Raw genomic sequence first — 14,610 nt, forward strand, 5'->3', positions numbered from 1 at the left:
TAGGGGCAGCGCGACGCCGAGTCACCGTGTAGCTTCCGGGGCATGAAGGGCGGGGTCGGGGCCGGGACCGCGGGCGGGGGAGCCCGGGGGCCTCGCCGTCCGTGCCGGGGGTCCGGGTGACTGGGGGGTTGCTCCATGGGAGTACGGCTGATGGTGGTCGACGACCACCGATTGCTCGCGGAGGCGCTGGCCTCGGCGCTCAAGCTGCGCGGGCACCGGGTGCTCGCCGCGGCGGCGCCGGCCGCGGGTGCGGCGGAGCTGGTGATCAGCCGGGCGCCGGAGGTGTGCCTGCTGGGGACGGCGACACCGGCCGAGCCGGGGATCTTCGATCCGGTGGTGCGGATCAAGCGGGAGCGTCCGCAGGTGGCGGTGCTGGTGCTGGGCCCCGTGCCGAACCCTCGCGGGATCGCGGCGGCGTTCGCGGCGGGGGCGTCGGGGTACGTCCGGCACGACGAGCGGATAGAGGGCGTCGAGCGGGCGATCATGAAGGCGCGGGCCGGGGAGGCGGCGGTGGCGCCGTCGCTGTTGCAGGGGGCGTTCGGTGAGCTGCTGAATCCGGCGGCCCAGCCCGACGACGAGGGGCAGCGGCTGTTGCAGATGCTCACGCCGAGGGAGGTGGAGGTGCTGGTGCGGGTCGCCGACGGGGAGGACACCCGGCTGATCGCGGCGGGGATGGGCATCGCGCCGTCCACGGCGCGTACGCACGTCCAGCGGGTGCTGATGAAGCTGGGCGTGGGGTCCCGGCTGGAGGCGGCGGCGCTGGCCGCGCGCACGGGGCTGCTGGACCGGGCGGGCGCGGCCGGCGGCTGAGCGGAGTGCCCGCGGGCGGCCTCGTGCCTGCCCCCACCGCCTGACCGGCCTGGGAGGCCACCCTGCCGACACCCGCACCGGATGCCCCGAGAGCACGGGGCACCCGGTGCGCCCGCGTCACTCCCGCGAAGCCTCCTCGTCGGAGGTCGGCGGCGGCGGAGCCGTCGGCCTCAGCTTCAGCCAGACCAGGAAGAACAGCCCCAGCGCCAGCATCCCCAGCCCGGTCCACAGGTTGATGTTCACCCCCTGCGCCTTGTCGATCTCGTCGTCGGACGCCACGAAGCCCGCGATCGTCACGATGACGCCGTAGACCACGAACAGCCCGCCGATGATCCGCCGGATGTCGAACAGCCGCGCGGCCGTGACGGACTTGGTCTCCAGCGCGGAGACCTCGTCCTGGACGTTCTTGTCGGAGTAGGAATCAGACATGCTCTCTCAATCCTCCCGCGATCAGAACGAGAACGGGATGTAGCAGGCGGCGGCCAGGACGACCGCCCCCCAGCCCAGCAGCGCCGGCTTGCGGTACCACGCGTCGTCGCCCTTGGCGGGCGGCTCGGCCATGCCGGGGGAGGTGGTGCCGTAGACCAGGCCCTGGAGCTCGGCGGTGGGCTTCGGCGCGGTGAACAGGGACACGGCGACCATGACCACCGCGCCGGCCACGAAGCCCGCGATCGCGGAGACGAAGTTGGCGCCCTGGTCGGTGGGGATGTCGATGATGCCCTGCTTGTAGATGACGAAGTAGTTCACCATCGCCGCCGTGGTGCCCGCGATCAGGCCCCAGAAGCCGGACTTCATGGACGCCCGCTTCCAGAACATGCCGATGATGAAGACCACGAACATCGGCACGTTGAAGAAGGAGAAGAGCGTCTGGAGGTAGCTCATGATGTTGGAGAAGGACGACGCCAGGAAGGCCGTGCCGATCGAGGCCAGGACGCCGATCACGGTGATCAGACGGCCGAACCGGACGTAGTAGTCGTCCTCGCGGCCCTTCACGACGTACCTCGCCCAGACGTCGTTGGTGAAGACCGTGTTGAAGGAGGAGATGTTCGCCGCCATGCCCGCCATGAAGGCGGCGAGGAGGCCGGTCACCGCGATGCCGAGGACGCCGTTGGGCAGCAACTGCTGCATCAGGTACGGGATCGCGTCGTTGTACTGGAGGTCCGAGCCGGGCGTGCCGATCCTCGGGACGAGGACGGCGGCGACCAGGCCCGGGATCATCACCACGAAGACGATGAAGATCTTCGGGAAGGCGGCGATGAGGGGGGTGCGCTGGGCCGCCGAGAGGTTCTTCGCGGACAGGGCGCGCTGCACCTCGGCGAAGTTCGTCGTCCAGTAGCCGAAGGAGAGCACGAATCCGAGGCCGAGGACGATGGTCAGCCAGTTGGCGCCCAGCGGGTTGTCGTTGCCGATGCCCGTGCCGCCCCACGCGGTCATGAAGTCGCCGCCGCGGGACTGGGTGAGCGAGTCGGACAGGCCGCCCCAGCCGCCGACCCTCTTCAGGCCCAGGACGGTGATCGGGATGAGGCCGGCCAGGATCACGAAGAACTGGAGGACCTCGTTGTAGATCGCCGAGGACAGGCCGCCGAGCGTGATGTACGCCAGGACGAAGAAGCCTGCGACCACGATGGCCACCCACTGGGGCCAGCCCAGCAGCGCCTCGACGACGATCGCGAGGGCGTAGAGGTTCACCCCGGCGATCAGGATGGCGGCGACGGCGAAGAGGATCGAACTGAGCAGGTGTGCGGCCCGGTCGAAGCGCAGGAGCAGGAACTCCGGGACCGAGCGGACCTTCGAGCCGTAGTAGAACGGCATCATCACCAGGCCGAGGAAGACCATCGCCGGGATGGCGCCGATCCAGTACCAGTGGGTCGTGTAGACGCCGTACTGGGCGCTGTTCGCGGCCATGCCCAGGATCTCGGTGGCGCCCAGGTTGGCCGCCACGAAGGCGAGGCCGGTGACCCAGGCGGGCAGTGAACGGCCGGACAGGAAGAAGTCCAGGCTGGTCTTGACCGAACGGCGGGCGGCGAAGCCGATGCCGAGCACGACGACGAAGTAGATCCCGAGGATCGAGTAGTCGAGCCAGTTGGTGGGGAGTCGAAGCTCCGCGGCTAGATATGTGGGGGTATGCATACGAACTCGCTTCGTTGCGCGAACTGATCCGAGCGGAACCTACGCCTCCGCGTTCAGTAATTGAACACTTCCGGTGGCGTTCTTTGTTTGATTGTGATGATCGGCGAGCTGGTTGACTGCTGGTCGGTTGCTGGTCGGTTGTGACGTGTTATGTTTGATTGTGTTGGATGATTGGGTGCGGATGCAGGTGTAGAGGAGTCCGGCAGTGAAGAAGACCTCGACCCGGCTGGCCGACGGTCGCGAGCTCGTCTACTACGACCTGCGCGACGACACCGTGCGGGACGCCGTCGACCGCCGTCCGCTGGAGCGGACCGTCACCACCTCCCAGGTCCGCCGCGACCCGCTGCTCGGCGACTCGGTCGCCGTCGCCTCGCACCGCCAGGGCCGCATCTACCACCCGCCCGCCGACGAGTGCCCCCTGTGCCCCTCGCAGGGCGAGCGGCTGAGCGAGATCCCGGACTCGTCGTACGACGTGGTGGTCTTCGAGAACCGCTTCCCCTCGCTGGCCGGCGACTCCGGCCGCTGCGAGGTCGTCTGCTTCACCTCCGACCACAACGCCTCCTTCGCCGAACTGAGCGAGGAGCAGGCACGGCTCGTGCTCGACGCCTGGACGGACCGCACGTCGGAGCTCTCGCATCTGCCCTCCGTCGAACAGGTCTTCTGCTTCGAGAACCGGGGTGCCGAGATCGGAGTGACGCTGGGTCACCCGCACGGGCAGATCTACGCCTACCCCTTCACCACGCCCCGCACCGCCCTGATGCTCCGTTCACTCGCCGCGCACAAGGACGCGACGGGCGGGGAGAACCTGTTCGACGCCGTTCTGGACGAGGAACTGGCCGGTGAGCGGGTCGTCCTGGAGAGTGAACACTGGGCGGCCTTCGTGCCGTACGCCGCGCACTGGCCGTACGAGGTGCATCTTTACCCCAAGCGGCGGGTGCCCGACCTGCTCGGGCTCGACGAGGCGGCGCGCACAGAGTTTCCCCAGGTCTATCTGGAACTGTTGAGGCGCTTCGACCGGATCTTCGGTGAGGGCGAGCCTCCGACGCCGTACATCGCGGCCTGGCACCAGGCCCCGTTCGGGCAACTGGAGGACTTCGAGGGCGTGGCGCGGGACGACTTCGCGCTGCACCTCGAGCTTTTCACCATTCGCCGCACGTCCGGCAAGCTGAAGTTCCTCGCGGGCTCCGAGTCCGGCATGAACGTGTTCATCAACGACGTGCCCCCGGAGCGCGCGGCCGAGCGACTGCGAGAGGTAGCGAGCTGATGAGCGGGAAGTACCTGGTGACGGGCGGAGCGGGCTACGTCGGCAGCGTGGTCGCCCAGCACCTGCTGGAGGCCGGCCACGAGGTCGTCGTCCTCGACAACCTCTCGACCGGCTTCAGGGAGGGTGTGCCGACTGGCGCCTCCTTCATCGAGGGCGACATCCGCGACGCCGCCAAGTGGCTGGACCGGTCGTACGACGGTGTACTCCACTTCGCCGCCTTCTCCCAGGTCGGCGAGTCCGTCGTGAAGCCCGAGAAGTACTGGGACAACAACGTCGGCGGCACCATGGCCCTCCTGGAGGCGATGCGCACGGCGGGCGTCCGCCGCCTCGTCTTCTCCTCCACGGCCGCCACGTACGGCGAGCCGGACGAGGTGCCGATCGTCGAGTCCGCCCCGACGAAGCCCACGAACCCCTACGGCGCCTCGAAGCTGGCCGTGGACCACATGATCACCGGTGAGGCGGCGGCCCACGGTCTGGGCGCGGTCTCGCTGCGCTACTTCAACGTCGCGGGCGCGTACGGGCGGTACGGCGAGCGCCACGACCCCGAGTCCCACCTGATCCCGCTGGTCCTCCAGGTGGCGCAGGGCGGGCGCGAGGCGATCTCCGTCTTCGGCGACGACTACCCGACGCCGGACGGCACCTGCGTCCGCGACTACATCCACGTCGCCGACCTGGCCGACGCCCACCTGCTGGCCCTGGACGCGGCGGCCCCCGGCGAGCACCTCATCTGCAACCTGGGCAACGGCAACGGCTTCTCCGTCCGCGAGGTCGTCGAAACCGTCCGCCGGGTGACGGGCCACCCGATCCCCGAGGTGGTGGCCCCGCGCCGGGGCGGCGACCCGGCGGTCCTGGTGGCCTCGGCGGACACGGCCCGCGAGAAACTGGGCTGGCACCCGTCGCGCGCGGACCTCGCGGGGATCGTGGCGGACGCGTGGGAGTTCGCGCAGCGGCGCGCGGGCTAGTACATACGGACTTACCGGAAAGGGCGAGGGGTCAGGGCATGGGCGAGGCTGTCGCAGGGGATGTCGCGGGCGCCGTCGGCGAGCGGTTCCGGAAGCTGTACGGGGCGGACCCCGAGGGGGTCTGGGCGGCGCCGGGCCGGGTCAACCTCATCGGCGAACACACCGACTACAACGACGGCTTCGTCATGCCGTTCGCCCTGCCGCACACCGCGGTCGCGGCGGTCTCCCGGCGCGGCGACGGCGTCCTGCGCCTGCACTCGGCGGACATCGCGGCCGACCCGGTCGAGCTGCGCGTCGCCGACCTGGCCCCCGAGTCGGACCGGTCCTGGACGGCGTACCCCTCGGGCGTGGTCTGGGCGCTGCGCGAGGCCGGCCACGAGCTGACCGGCGCCGACATCCACCTGGCCTCGACGGTCCCCTCCGGCGCGGGCCTGTCCTCCTCGGCGGCCCTGGAGGTCGTCGTCGCGCTCGCCCTGAACGACCTGTACTCCCTCGGCCTGCGCGGCTGGCAACTGGCCCGCCTGTGCCAGCGCGCGGAGAACGTCTACGTCGGCGCCCCCGTCGGCATCATGGACCAGACCGCCTCCGCCTGCTGCGAGTCGGGCCACGCCCTCTTCCTCGACACCCGTGACCTCTCCCAGCGCCAGATCCCCTTCGACCTCGCGGCCGAGGGCATGCGCCTCCTCGTCGTCGACACGCAGGTCAAGCACTCCCACAGCGAGGGCGAGTACGGCAAGCGCCGCGCGGGCTGCGAGAAGGGCGCCGCGCTGCTGGGCGTGGACGCGCTGCGGGACGTGGCGTACGAGGAGCTCGGTTCCGCGCTGGACCGCCTGGCCGACGACGAGGAGGTACGCCGCCTGGTCAAGCACGTCGTCACGGAGGACGAGCGCGTCGAACGCGTCGTGTCCCTCCTGGAATCCGGCGACACCCGCGCCATCGGCCCCGTCCTGGTCGAGGGCCACGTCTCCCTGCGCGACGACTTCCGCATCTCCTGCCCCGAACTCGACCTGGTCGTCGACACGGCCCTCGCCACCGGCGCCCTCGGCGCCCGCATGACCGGCGGCGGCTTCGGCGGCTCGGCGATCGTCCTGGCCGAGGAGTCCGACGTCGACGCCATCACCAAGGCGGTCGAGGAGGCCTTCGCGGCGGCGTCCTACACGGCCCCCCGGGTGTTCGAGGCGGTGCCTGCGGCGGGGGCGCGGCGGGTGGGGTGACGGACGCCGGGCCGTAATGCGGCTCGCTCTGCCGCGGGTTGGCCGGAGGCCGACGCGACCCGCCTGGTGTCCGCACGTGCGGGATCGATAGCGTTGGTCCGCTTGTGCCACGCTCATTCCCGACGGGAGTCCCACGTGATCCGCCCCGCCCGGCTCGTGACAGCCGTGCTCACCGCTTCTGCGGCTCTGCTCCTGACAGCTTGTGGTTCGGGAGGAGGCGGAGGGTCTTCGTCGGACGACATCAAGGGGGCGGACACCGGCAGCGGAGAGGCTTCTGCCGACGCTTCTCCCACAGCTTCGGCACGTGTCATCGAGCGGCCGGAGATCACGCTTCCCCCGACCTTCTCGATGAACTTCGAGAGCTGGACGAACGGCGATCCGAAGCTGCAGGCGATCCTGGACGACGGCCGGGAGACGCTGCGCGCCAGTCACGCGGCTGTCATCGCCGCGGACCCCGACGCCGACTACGTGGCCTTCTACAACGAGGGCCCCGCACTGGAATCGGCCCGCACCTGGATCAACGGCTTCGTCAAGACCGATGACAGCCTGATCGGCGAGGTCGACGTCTTCGACTCACAGGTTCGGATCAACAGCCAGGGGCTGGGGGTCCTCTTCTACTGCGTGAACGAAGGCAAGGCATCGACCAAGAACCGCAAGACCGACAAGGTCGTGGGCACGCCTGCCGACGTCAGCCCGTACCTGCAATACCGCACCACCTTGCAGAAGACCTCTCAGGGCCTGTGGAAGACCAGGTCGGTGGAGACCGAGCGGGGAGCTTGCGGCAAGTGAGGCGAGTAGGCAGCGGGCTGGTGGTCCTGTCGCTGGCAGGCATCGTGTCGGCGATGGCGAGCAGCGCGGCGTACGCCTACGGCGAGGCCGACGACATGGCTCCCAGCCCGCCTTCACAGGGTCCCTCCGGCGGAGCTTCCGGGAACACCCTCACCGCCGGCGCGGGCAGTACGGGCATCAAGGTCACACACATCAGCGGCGGTGGCTCGGGCGACTCCGGTCAGACGTTCGCCCCAGTGGACCCCAACTGGCGCCCTCCGGCGTGCTGGTACGAACCCGTAGCCACCCCCGAGCAGTTGAAGGACGCCGTGGAGCGGTTGAAGAAGGGCGGTGACCTGGTGCCCGTCACCCCCACGTTGAGTTGGGGGGAGGAACTGATGGTCGACCACTACGAGAAGGGCGAGGCACAACGAGACGGGGCGGGTTACAAGAACTTCAACCTGGGCGAGGACGGCTACTTCTGGCGCGGTGTGATCAACGAGAGCCGCGAGAACGACATCGACTCGTTCGACTGCGAGCGCAACCTGTTCTGGCAGAAGGCCAGAACACTCCCGGACGAGCACGCCCCCACTCCGGACGTCCTCGCCGCCTACGCCTACGACAAGATCAAGGTGCCGGACACCGAGGTCGAACTGAAGCCCGCGACGAAGTCCACGGTGAACCTGCCTACGTGGGTGTGGCTGGACAAGGGAACCTTCACCGAGGTCAAGGTACGCGCCGAACTCCAGAGTGCCGGCGTGTGGGCGGAGACGACCGCCAAGCCGGTCGCCCTCCACCTGGACCCCGGCACCGAGGACGCCGAGACCTACCCGGCCTCCGGCGACTGCGAGATCGACGCCGACGGCTCCATCGGTACCCCCTACTCGAAGGGGGACGCGGATCGGACCCCGCCGTGTGGCATCCGCTACCTGCGGGCGAGCAACGACTCGCCGTACCGGCTGAAGGCGTCCATCACCTGGGAGATCTCCTGGGAGGGCTCCGGCGGCGCGCAGGGCGACCTCCCGGACGGCACGTTCGAGACGACCCAGGACATGGCCGTGCAGGAGATCCAGTCGATCAACCGCTGACGTGTGGTCCGGGAGTGTCAGCCGGGACACCGCCGCCGCGTCGTGCCGAGCGGGAGGACATCTCATCCCAAGCGCTTCACCAGCGTGTACTCCGTGATCCCCGGTGGATAGTCCGGGATCACGCACACCACCTCGTACCCCTGCCTCCGGTAGAAGTCCGGCGCCTGGAAGTCCCACGTCTCCACGCGCGCCGCCGCGCAGCGGCGCTCGTCGTGGGCCGCTCGTTCCGCCTCGGTGAGCAGGGCCGAGCCCAGCCCCGCTCCCCGGCACCGTTCGTCCACCCACAAGTACGTGACGTGGAGCCAGCTCGCCCAGGTGTGGCCCACGAGGCCGCCCGCCAGGACGCCGGTCTCGTCCAGCACCCACACGTGGAGGGGGAATTCGCGTTCGTGAGGGGTTCCGCGCAGGGAGCGGAGGATGGCGGAGGCCGCCGTGTTCGTCTCCCGCAGGCGGCTGCGCAGCAGATCGCGCCGTTCCCTGTCCACTTCTGTCACAAGACGAAACATGCGGCTCACCATAAACGCGCCGGGCTGTCAGTTCTGCAAATAGCCTTCCGCTCCCGGCGCCCGCCCGTACTCTGATGAGCAGCACCGGTGGGGGCCGGTGCCGTTCAGGGGGCGAGACAGCCGGGTACGGCGCCCGGGGCGGGGGTAGCGGTTACTGCACGGCGGCGGCCGTGCGGCTGCGGCGACCTGTCCCGGAGTACCGAGTGCACAGTTGGATACGGGGCTTCGGGCGTCGTACCCGTGCCGGTGTCGTCTTCCGAGGATGGACAGACGATGGGTATCCCCTGCTCCGCCAGGAGCGCGGGGGAGGGGGTTTCGTGGTTCGTATCCGAGTCCTGGTCGTCGACGACCATCGCATCTTCGCCGAGTCGCTCGCCGCCGCCCTGGCCGCCGAGCCGGACGTCGACGTCTCCGCGGCCGGCAGCGGCCCGGCGGCGCTGCGCTGCCTGGAGCGGGCCGCGTTCGAGGGGCGGCGGTTCGACGTGCTGCTCGTCGATGCCGACCTGGGCGGTCACGTGCCCGGCGCACGGCCGGCCGTGCCCGTGCGGGACGGCAACGAGGACGGGCTGGTGGACGGGATCTCGCTGGTCGCCGGGGTGCGGTCGGGGCAGCCGGGCGTACGGACCGTCGTCCTCGCCGAGAAGGACGATCCCCGGCGGGCCGCCCTCGCGCTGGGGGCCGGGGCCTCCGGGTGGGTGGCGAAGGACTGCTCGCTGTCGCGGCTGCTCAGTGTGATCCGGGGTGTGCTGCGCGACGAGACGCATCTGCCGCCCGCGCTGCTCACCGGCGTCCTGCGGGAGCTGACCGCCGCCCGCAAGCACCGCACCGAGAGCGAGCGGCTGGTGGAGTCGCTGACCCCGCGGGAGCGGGAGGTGCTGCGCTGCATGGTCGCCGGGCTCGGGCGCAAGGCGGTCGCCGAGCGGCTGTACCTGTCCCCGCACACCGTGCGCACCCACATGCAGAACGTGCTGGGCAAGCTGGGTGTCCACTCCACCCTCGCCGCCGTGGCGCTCGCCCGGCGGGCCGGGGTGGGGCCGGTGGACCTAACCGGGGATGTTGTCGAACGGGGCGGTCAACTGGCGTAGCAACGCGGCCAGCTCGCTGCGCTGGGCGCGGGAGAGTTCGGCGAGGATCGCGCGTTCCTGGTCCAGCAGGCCCGCCAGGGACCGGTCGGCGCGGTCCCGGCCCTCGTCCGTGAGCCGGACCAGTACGCCGCGCCGGTCGCTGGGGTCGGGCAGGCGCTCCACCAGGCCCTTCTTGGCCAGGCGGTCGATGCGGTTGGTCATCGTGCCCGAGGTGACCAGGGTCTGGGTGAGGAGCTGGCCCGGCGAGAGCTGGTACGGGGTGCCCGCGCGGCGCAGGGCCGTCAGGACGTCGAACTCCCAGGGCTCGAGTTCGTGTTCGGAGAAGGCCAGGCGACGTGCGCGGTCCAGGTGCCGGGCGAGCCTGCTGACCCGGCTCAGCACCTCGAGCGGTTCCACGTCGAGGTCCGGGCGCTCCCGGCGCCACGCTGCGACCAGCCGATCGACCTCGTCCTCCATGTCGATCAGTGTAGTGGTTGTGTCGACGTGAAGTCTCTTGATGTTAACTGTCTTGACGTCGAGATAGTTTGGGGGTGACGCTGGGTACCCGGCCCGGACAGCCAGCCCCCTGGAGGCTCCATGCCCGCCCCCGCCCCCACCTGGGACCCCGCCCAGTACCTGCGCCACGCGGGCCCCCGCGCCCGTCCCTTCACCGACCTCCTCGCCCGCGTCCCCGACCTTTCCCCGAGCTCACGACGCCGTTCGAGCGGGGGAGGCCCCCATGGCCACCCGCCCCGCATCGCCGACCTCGGCTGCGGCCCAGGCAACGTCACCGTCCTGCTCGCCGACCGCTGGCCCACCGCCCGCATCACCGGCTACGACAACTCACCCCGGATGCTCGAACGCGCCCAGGAGTACGCCGGGCCCACGCCCCGGGGCGGCCACCTCGACTTCGCCGCCGCCGACGCCCTCACCTGGACCCCCGCCGAGCCGTGCGACCTCGTGATCAGCAACGCCACCCTCCAGTGGGTCCCCGGTCACGTCGAGCGCTTCGCCGACTGGATCGGCCGGCTCGCCCCCGGCGGCGTCCTCGCCTTCCAGGTACCCGGCAACTTCGACGCCCCCAGCCACCGCCTGATGCGCGAGCTCGCCCACTCCCGGCGCTGGCGAGGCCGGCTCGCCGGCGCCCTGCGCCACGACGGCGCCGTCCTCACCCCCGAGGCCTACCTCGCCCACCTGACCGCCGCCGGCTGCACCGCCGACGTGTGGGAGACGACCTACGTCCATCTGCTGCCCGGCGACGACGCCGTGCTGGACTGGGTGAAGGGAACGGGGCTGCGGCCCGTACTCACCGCGCTCGACGACGACCCACAGGCCCGGGACGCGTTCGTCGAGGAGTACCGGACCGTCCTGCGCGCCGCCTATCCCGCCGGGGCACACGGCACGCCGTTCCCCTTCCGGCGCATCTTCGCCGTCGCCCGGAAGGACGCGAACCGGTGATCACCGGGCTCGACCACGTCCAGCTCGCCGCGCCGCCCGGCTCCGAGGAGCGGCTGCGCACCTTCTACACCGCCGTTCTCGGCATGACCGAGCTGCCCAAGCCGCCCGCGCTCGCCGCCCGCGGAGGCTGCTGGTTCCAGGCCGGTGCCGTCCAGCTCCACCTCGGGATCGAGAACGGCTTCCGGCCGGCCCGCAAGGCCCACCCGGGGCTGCGGGTCACCGGGATCGAGGTGTACGCCGCCCGGCTGGAGGCCCACGGCACGTCCATCACCTGGGACGACGGCCTGCCCGGCCACCGGCGCTTCTACTGCGCGGACCCGGTCGGCAACCGCCTGGAGTTCGTGGAACGGCGCGGACGCCCGCGGCGGCGCGATGGGTGACGCGGCGGCTCGCGCGCCCCGTCACACCACCCCGTCCGCGACGAGCGCGTCGACGGCGTCCTCGGACAGGCCCAGCTCGCCGAGTACGGCCCGGGTGTGCTCGCCCGGCGCCGGCACCGCCTCCATCCGGGGCGCGCCCCCGGTCGGGCCCGGCGGGGCCAGCGCCGGGACGGGCCCGGCGGGCGTGGGTACCTGGTGCCAGCGACCGCGCGCGGCGAGCTGGGGGTGGTCCCACACCTCGGCGAGCGTGTTCACCCGGGCGTTGGCGACCGGCACCGCGCTGAGCAGTTCGGTGGCCTCGGCGCCGGTCAGCTCCGCGAAACGGGCCGCGATCAGCCCGCCCAGCGCCTCCCGGTGCCTGTTGCGGTCCGCGTTGGCCGCGTAGTCCGGGTGCTCGGCCAGCTCCGGACGGTCCAGGAAGCCCGCGCAGAAACCGCGCCACTCCCGCTCGTTCTGGATCGCCATCATGACGACCTTGCCGTCGCCCGCGGTGAAGGGCCCGTAGGGGTAGATCGTCGCGTGCGCGGCGCCCGCCCGCGGCGGCGGCTCGGCTCCGTCGAAGGAGTAGTAGAGGGGAAAGCCCATCCACTCCACGGTGGCTTCCAGCATCGACACGTCCAGATGCGCGCCCTGCCCCGTCCGCCCGCGTTCCAGCAGCGCGCCGAGGATCGAGCTGTACGCGTACATCCCGGCGGCGATGTCGGACACCGAGACGCCCACCTTGGCCGGGTCGTCCGGGGTGCCCGTGACGGACAGCAGCCCCGCCTCGGACTGCACCATCAGGTCGTACGCCTTGCGGCCCTCGTAGGGGCCGGGGCCGCCGTAGCCGGAGATGTCGCAGACGATCAGCCCCGGATGCCGGGCCCGCAGTTCCGCCGCGCCGAGTCCGGCCCGGGCGGCCGCCCCCGGCGCCAGGTTCTGCAGGAAGACGTCGGCGTCCGCGATCAGGCGGCGCAGCAGGTCCCCGCCGCGCGGGTCCTTGAAGTCCAGGGTGAGGGACTCCTTGTTGCGGTTGGTCCACACGAAGTGCGAGCTCAGGCCGCGTACGCGGGTGTCGTAGGCCCGGGCGAAGTCCCCCGTCCCGGGGCGCTCCACCTTGATCACCCGCGCGCCCAGGTCGGCGAGCTGGCGGCTGGCGTAGGGAGCGGCGACCGCCTGTTCGAGCGAGACGACGGTGATTCCGCGCAGTGGCTGCATGTGCTTCCGTTCCGCCCTTCGCGGCCTAGCTCTTGCGGTGCCCGATCAACCGCGGCTTCGGCTCCAGGCCGTCCAGCCCGTGCCACGCCAGGTTCACCAGGTGCGCCGCCACCTCCGCCTTCTTCGGCCGGCGCACGTCCAGCCACCACTGCCCGGTCAGCGCCACCATGCCGACCAGCGCCTGCGCGTACAGCGGGGCCAGCTTGGCGTCGAAGCCGCGGTTCTTGAACTCGCGGCCCAGGATGTCCTCCACCTGGGTGGCGATGTCCGAGATGAGGGAGGCGAAGGAGCCCGTCGACTGCGGGATGGGGGAGTCGCGGACCAGGATGCGGAAGCCGTCCGTGTACTCCTCGATGTAGTCCAGGAGGGCGAAGGCCGCCTGCTCGCACAGCTCGCGCGGGTGGCCGGCGGTCAGGGAGCTGGTCACCATGTCCAGCAGCCGCCGCATCTCACGGTCCACCACCACCGCGTACAGCCCCTCCTTGCCGCCGAAGTGCTCGTACACCACCGGCTTGGAGACCCCGGCCTTCGCCGCGATCTCCTCCACCGACGTGCCCTCGAAACCCTTCTCCGCGAAGAGGGTGCGACCGATCTCCAGCAACTGCTGGCGGCGCTCCACACCGGTCATCCGGGTACGACGTGCGCGCCGGGGCTTCTCATTGCTCGGGGTGCTGCTGGAGTCGGTCGCCACGGCGACCATCATGCCGCCTCGACGGTTTCCTTCCGGCGCCGGGAGCCGCCTTGGTCCGTGTTGCGGCGGGAATCGATACGCGAGCGTGACGGCCACCGCACGTCGTACGCCCAGCCGAACCACTCGAACCAGCGGATCAGGCGGGCCGAGGAGTCCAACTGGCCACGCATCACGCCGTGCCGTGCGGAGGTCGGGTCGGCGTGGTGCAGGTTGTGCCAGGACTCACCGCAGGACAGGATCGCCAGCCACCAGACGTTGCCCGAGCGGTCCCGCGACTTGAACGGGCGCTTGCCGACCGCGTGGCAGATCGAGTTGATCGACCACGTCACGTGGTGCAGCAACGCCACCCGTACGAGTGAACCCCAGAAGAACCCGGTGAACGCTCCCCACCAGGACATCGTGGCCAGGCCGCCGATCAGCGCGGGCAGGGCCAGGGACACCGCCGTCCACAGGATGAACTGGCGGGAGATCGCACGCAGCGCCGGGTCCTTGATCAGATCCGGTGCGTACTTGTCCTGCGGGGTCTGCTCCTCGTCGAACATCCATGCGATGTGGGCCCACCACAGGCCCTTCATCAGGGCCGGCACCGTCTCCCCGTAGCGCCACGGAGAGTGCGGGTCGCCCTCGTCGTCGGAGAACTTGTGATGCTTGCGGTGGTCGGCCACCCAGCGGACCAGCGGCCCCTCCACGGCCATCGAACCGGCGATCGCCAGCGCGATCTTCAGTGGCCGCTTGGCCTTGAAGGACCCGTGGGTGAAGTGGCGATGGAAGCCGATGGTGATGCCGTGGCAGCCCAGAAAGTAGAAGAAGACCAGCAGGCCCAGGTCCAGCCAGCTCACGCCCCATCCCCACGCCAGCGGCACCGCCGCCACCAGCGCGAGGAACGGGACGGTGATGAACAGCAGCAGCGTGAGCTGTTCGAGGGACCGCTTCTGCTCACCGCCCAGCGTGGCCGAGGGTGCGGAGGTCCCGTCGGGACTCTTCGGAGCGTCTGGAATCACATCGGAACTCGGGGTCATGCGCGTCCTCTGTGGGGTCGAGGGTGGTGTCCGGTGCCGGGCCTCCTGGAACCCGCACG

16 protein-coding genes are annotated in these 14,610 nt (G+C 70.7%); 9 read left to right on the top strand and 7 right to left on the bottom strand.

Annotation, left to right across the window (positions count from 1 at the left end):
- Positions 1-135: 135 nt before the first annotated feature.
- Entirely contained in the window at positions 136-810 is a 675-nt protein-coding gene (locus B1H29_RS21695; protein ID WP_055417351.1) for a helix-turn-helix transcriptional regulator, read from the top strand.
- A 117-nt stretch (positions 811-927) separates the two neighbouring features.
- Here the strand turns inward: B1H29_RS21695 and B1H29_RS21700 are convergent, their stop codons facing one another.
- A complete protein-coding gene (locus tag B1H29_RS21700; RefSeq protein ID WP_055417350.1) occupies positions 928-1,239 on the bottom strand; it encodes a hypothetical protein in 312 nt (103 codons plus the stop codon).
- Positions 1,240-1,260: 21 nt separating this feature from the next.
- Positions 1,261-2,940 (bottom strand): sodium:solute symporter family protein, encoded by a 1,680-nt coding sequence (locus B1H29_RS21705; protein ID WP_055417349.1) that lies wholly within the window; start codon positions 2,938-2,940, stop codon positions 1,261-1,263.
- Positions 2,941-3,145: 205 nt separating this feature from the next.
- Between B1H29_RS21705 and galT the strand changes: the two genes are divergently transcribed.
- The 5 genes from galT to B1H29_RS21730 all read left to right on the top strand — a co-directional run bounded on the left by galT (position 3,146) and on the right by B1H29_RS21730 (position 8,236).
- On the top strand, positions 3,146-4,204 hold the full coding sequence (gene galT, locus B1H29_RS21710) for a galactose-1-phosphate uridylyltransferase (protein ID WP_055417348.1): 1,059 nt from the start codon (positions 3,146-3,148) through the stop codon (positions 4,202-4,204).
- Positions 4,204-5,166 (top strand): UDP-glucose 4-epimerase GalE, encoded by a 963-nt coding sequence (gene galE / locus B1H29_RS21715; protein WP_055417347.1) that lies wholly within the window; start codon positions 4,204-4,206, stop codon positions 5,164-5,166. Before galT ends, galE begins: the two co-directional genes overlap by 1 nt.
- Before the next feature lie 38 nt (positions 5,167-5,204).
- Entirely contained in the window at positions 5,205-6,380 is a 1,176-nt protein-coding gene (gene galK, locus B1H29_RS21720) for a galactokinase (protein WP_055417346.1), read from the top strand.
- A gap of 135 nt (positions 6,381-6,515) precedes the next feature.
- Entirely contained in the window at positions 6,516-7,169 is a 654-nt protein-coding gene (locus tag B1H29_RS21725) for a hypothetical protein (protein WP_055417345.1), read from the top strand.
- Positions 7,170-7,222: 53 nt separating this feature from the next.
- Positions 7,223-8,236 carry a hypothetical protein gene (locus B1H29_RS21730; RefSeq protein ID WP_055417781.1) on the top strand — a complete coding sequence of 338 codons (1,014 nt, stop codon included), beginning with the start codon at positions 7,223-7,225 and terminating at the stop codon, positions 8,234-8,236.
- Positions 8,237-8,298: 62 nt separating this feature from the next.
- Here B1H29_RS21730 and B1H29_RS21735 read toward each other — a convergent pair whose 3' ends face one another.
- On the bottom strand, positions 8,299-8,754 hold the full coding sequence (locus B1H29_RS21735; protein ID WP_055417344.1) for a GNAT family N-acetyltransferase: 456 nt from the start codon (positions 8,752-8,754) through the stop codon (positions 8,299-8,301).
- A gap of 305 nt (positions 8,755-9,059) precedes the next feature.
- Here B1H29_RS21735 and B1H29_RS21740 point away from each other — a divergent pair, with 305 nt between their 5' ends.
- Positions 9,060-9,827 carry a response regulator transcription factor gene (locus B1H29_RS21740; protein WP_055417343.1) on the top strand — a complete coding sequence of 256 codons (768 nt, stop codon included), beginning with the start codon at positions 9,060-9,062 and terminating at the stop codon, positions 9,825-9,827.
- On the opposite strand, the gene tamR is transcribed toward B1H29_RS21740, so the two are convergent.
- Positions 9,786-10,283, bottom strand: a complete 498-nt coding sequence (gene tamR / locus B1H29_RS21745) for a MarR family transcriptional regulator TamR (protein WP_055417342.1) — start codon at positions 10,281-10,283, stop codon at positions 9,786-9,788. The genes B1H29_RS21740 and tamR overlap by 42 nt on opposite strands.
- A gap of 120 nt (positions 10,284-10,403) precedes the next feature.
- Here tamR and B1H29_RS21750 point away from each other — a divergent pair, with 120 nt between their 5' ends.
- Both B1H29_RS21750 and B1H29_RS21755 read left to right on the top strand, forming a co-directional pair.
- A complete protein-coding gene (locus tag B1H29_RS21750; protein WP_055417341.1) occupies positions 10,404-11,264 on the top strand; it encodes a trans-aconitate 2-methyltransferase in 861 nt (286 codons plus the stop codon).
- Positions 11,261-11,644: a VOC family protein gene (locus B1H29_RS21755; RefSeq protein WP_055417340.1), complete on the top strand. Its 384-nt coding sequence runs from the start codon at positions 11,261-11,263 to the stop codon at positions 11,642-11,644. Before B1H29_RS21750 ends, B1H29_RS21755 begins: the two co-directional genes overlap by 4 nt.
- Positions 11,645-11,665: 21 nt before the next feature.
- Here B1H29_RS21755 and B1H29_RS21760 read toward each other — a convergent pair whose 3' ends face one another.
- The 3 genes from B1H29_RS21760 to B1H29_RS21770 are packed head-to-tail and all read right to left on the bottom strand — an operon-like array spanning position 11,666 to position 14,551.
- On the bottom strand, positions 11,666-12,841 hold the full coding sequence (locus tag B1H29_RS21760; RefSeq protein WP_055417339.1) for a CaiB/BaiF CoA transferase family protein: 1,176 nt from the start codon (positions 12,839-12,841) through the stop codon (positions 11,666-11,668).
- A 25-nt stretch (positions 12,842-12,866) separates the two neighbouring features.
- On the bottom strand, positions 12,867-13,544 hold the full coding sequence (locus B1H29_RS21765) for a TetR/AcrR family transcriptional regulator (protein ID WP_055417338.1): 678 nt from the start codon (positions 13,542-13,544) through the stop codon (positions 12,867-12,869).
- Positions 13,541-14,551, bottom strand: coding sequence for an acyl-CoA desaturase (locus B1H29_RS21770; protein WP_055417337.1), 1,011 nt, complete (start codon positions 14,549-14,551; stop codon positions 13,541-13,543). The genes B1H29_RS21765 and B1H29_RS21770 overlap by 4 nt, the downstream gene beginning before the upstream one ends.
- Between the last annotated feature and the right edge of the window lie 59 nt (positions 14,552-14,610).

It is taken from the genome of Streptomyces pactum (assembly GCF_002005225.1).
GTDB lineage: Bacteria > Actinomycetota > Actinomycetes > Streptomycetales > Streptomycetaceae > Streptomyces > Streptomyces pactum_A.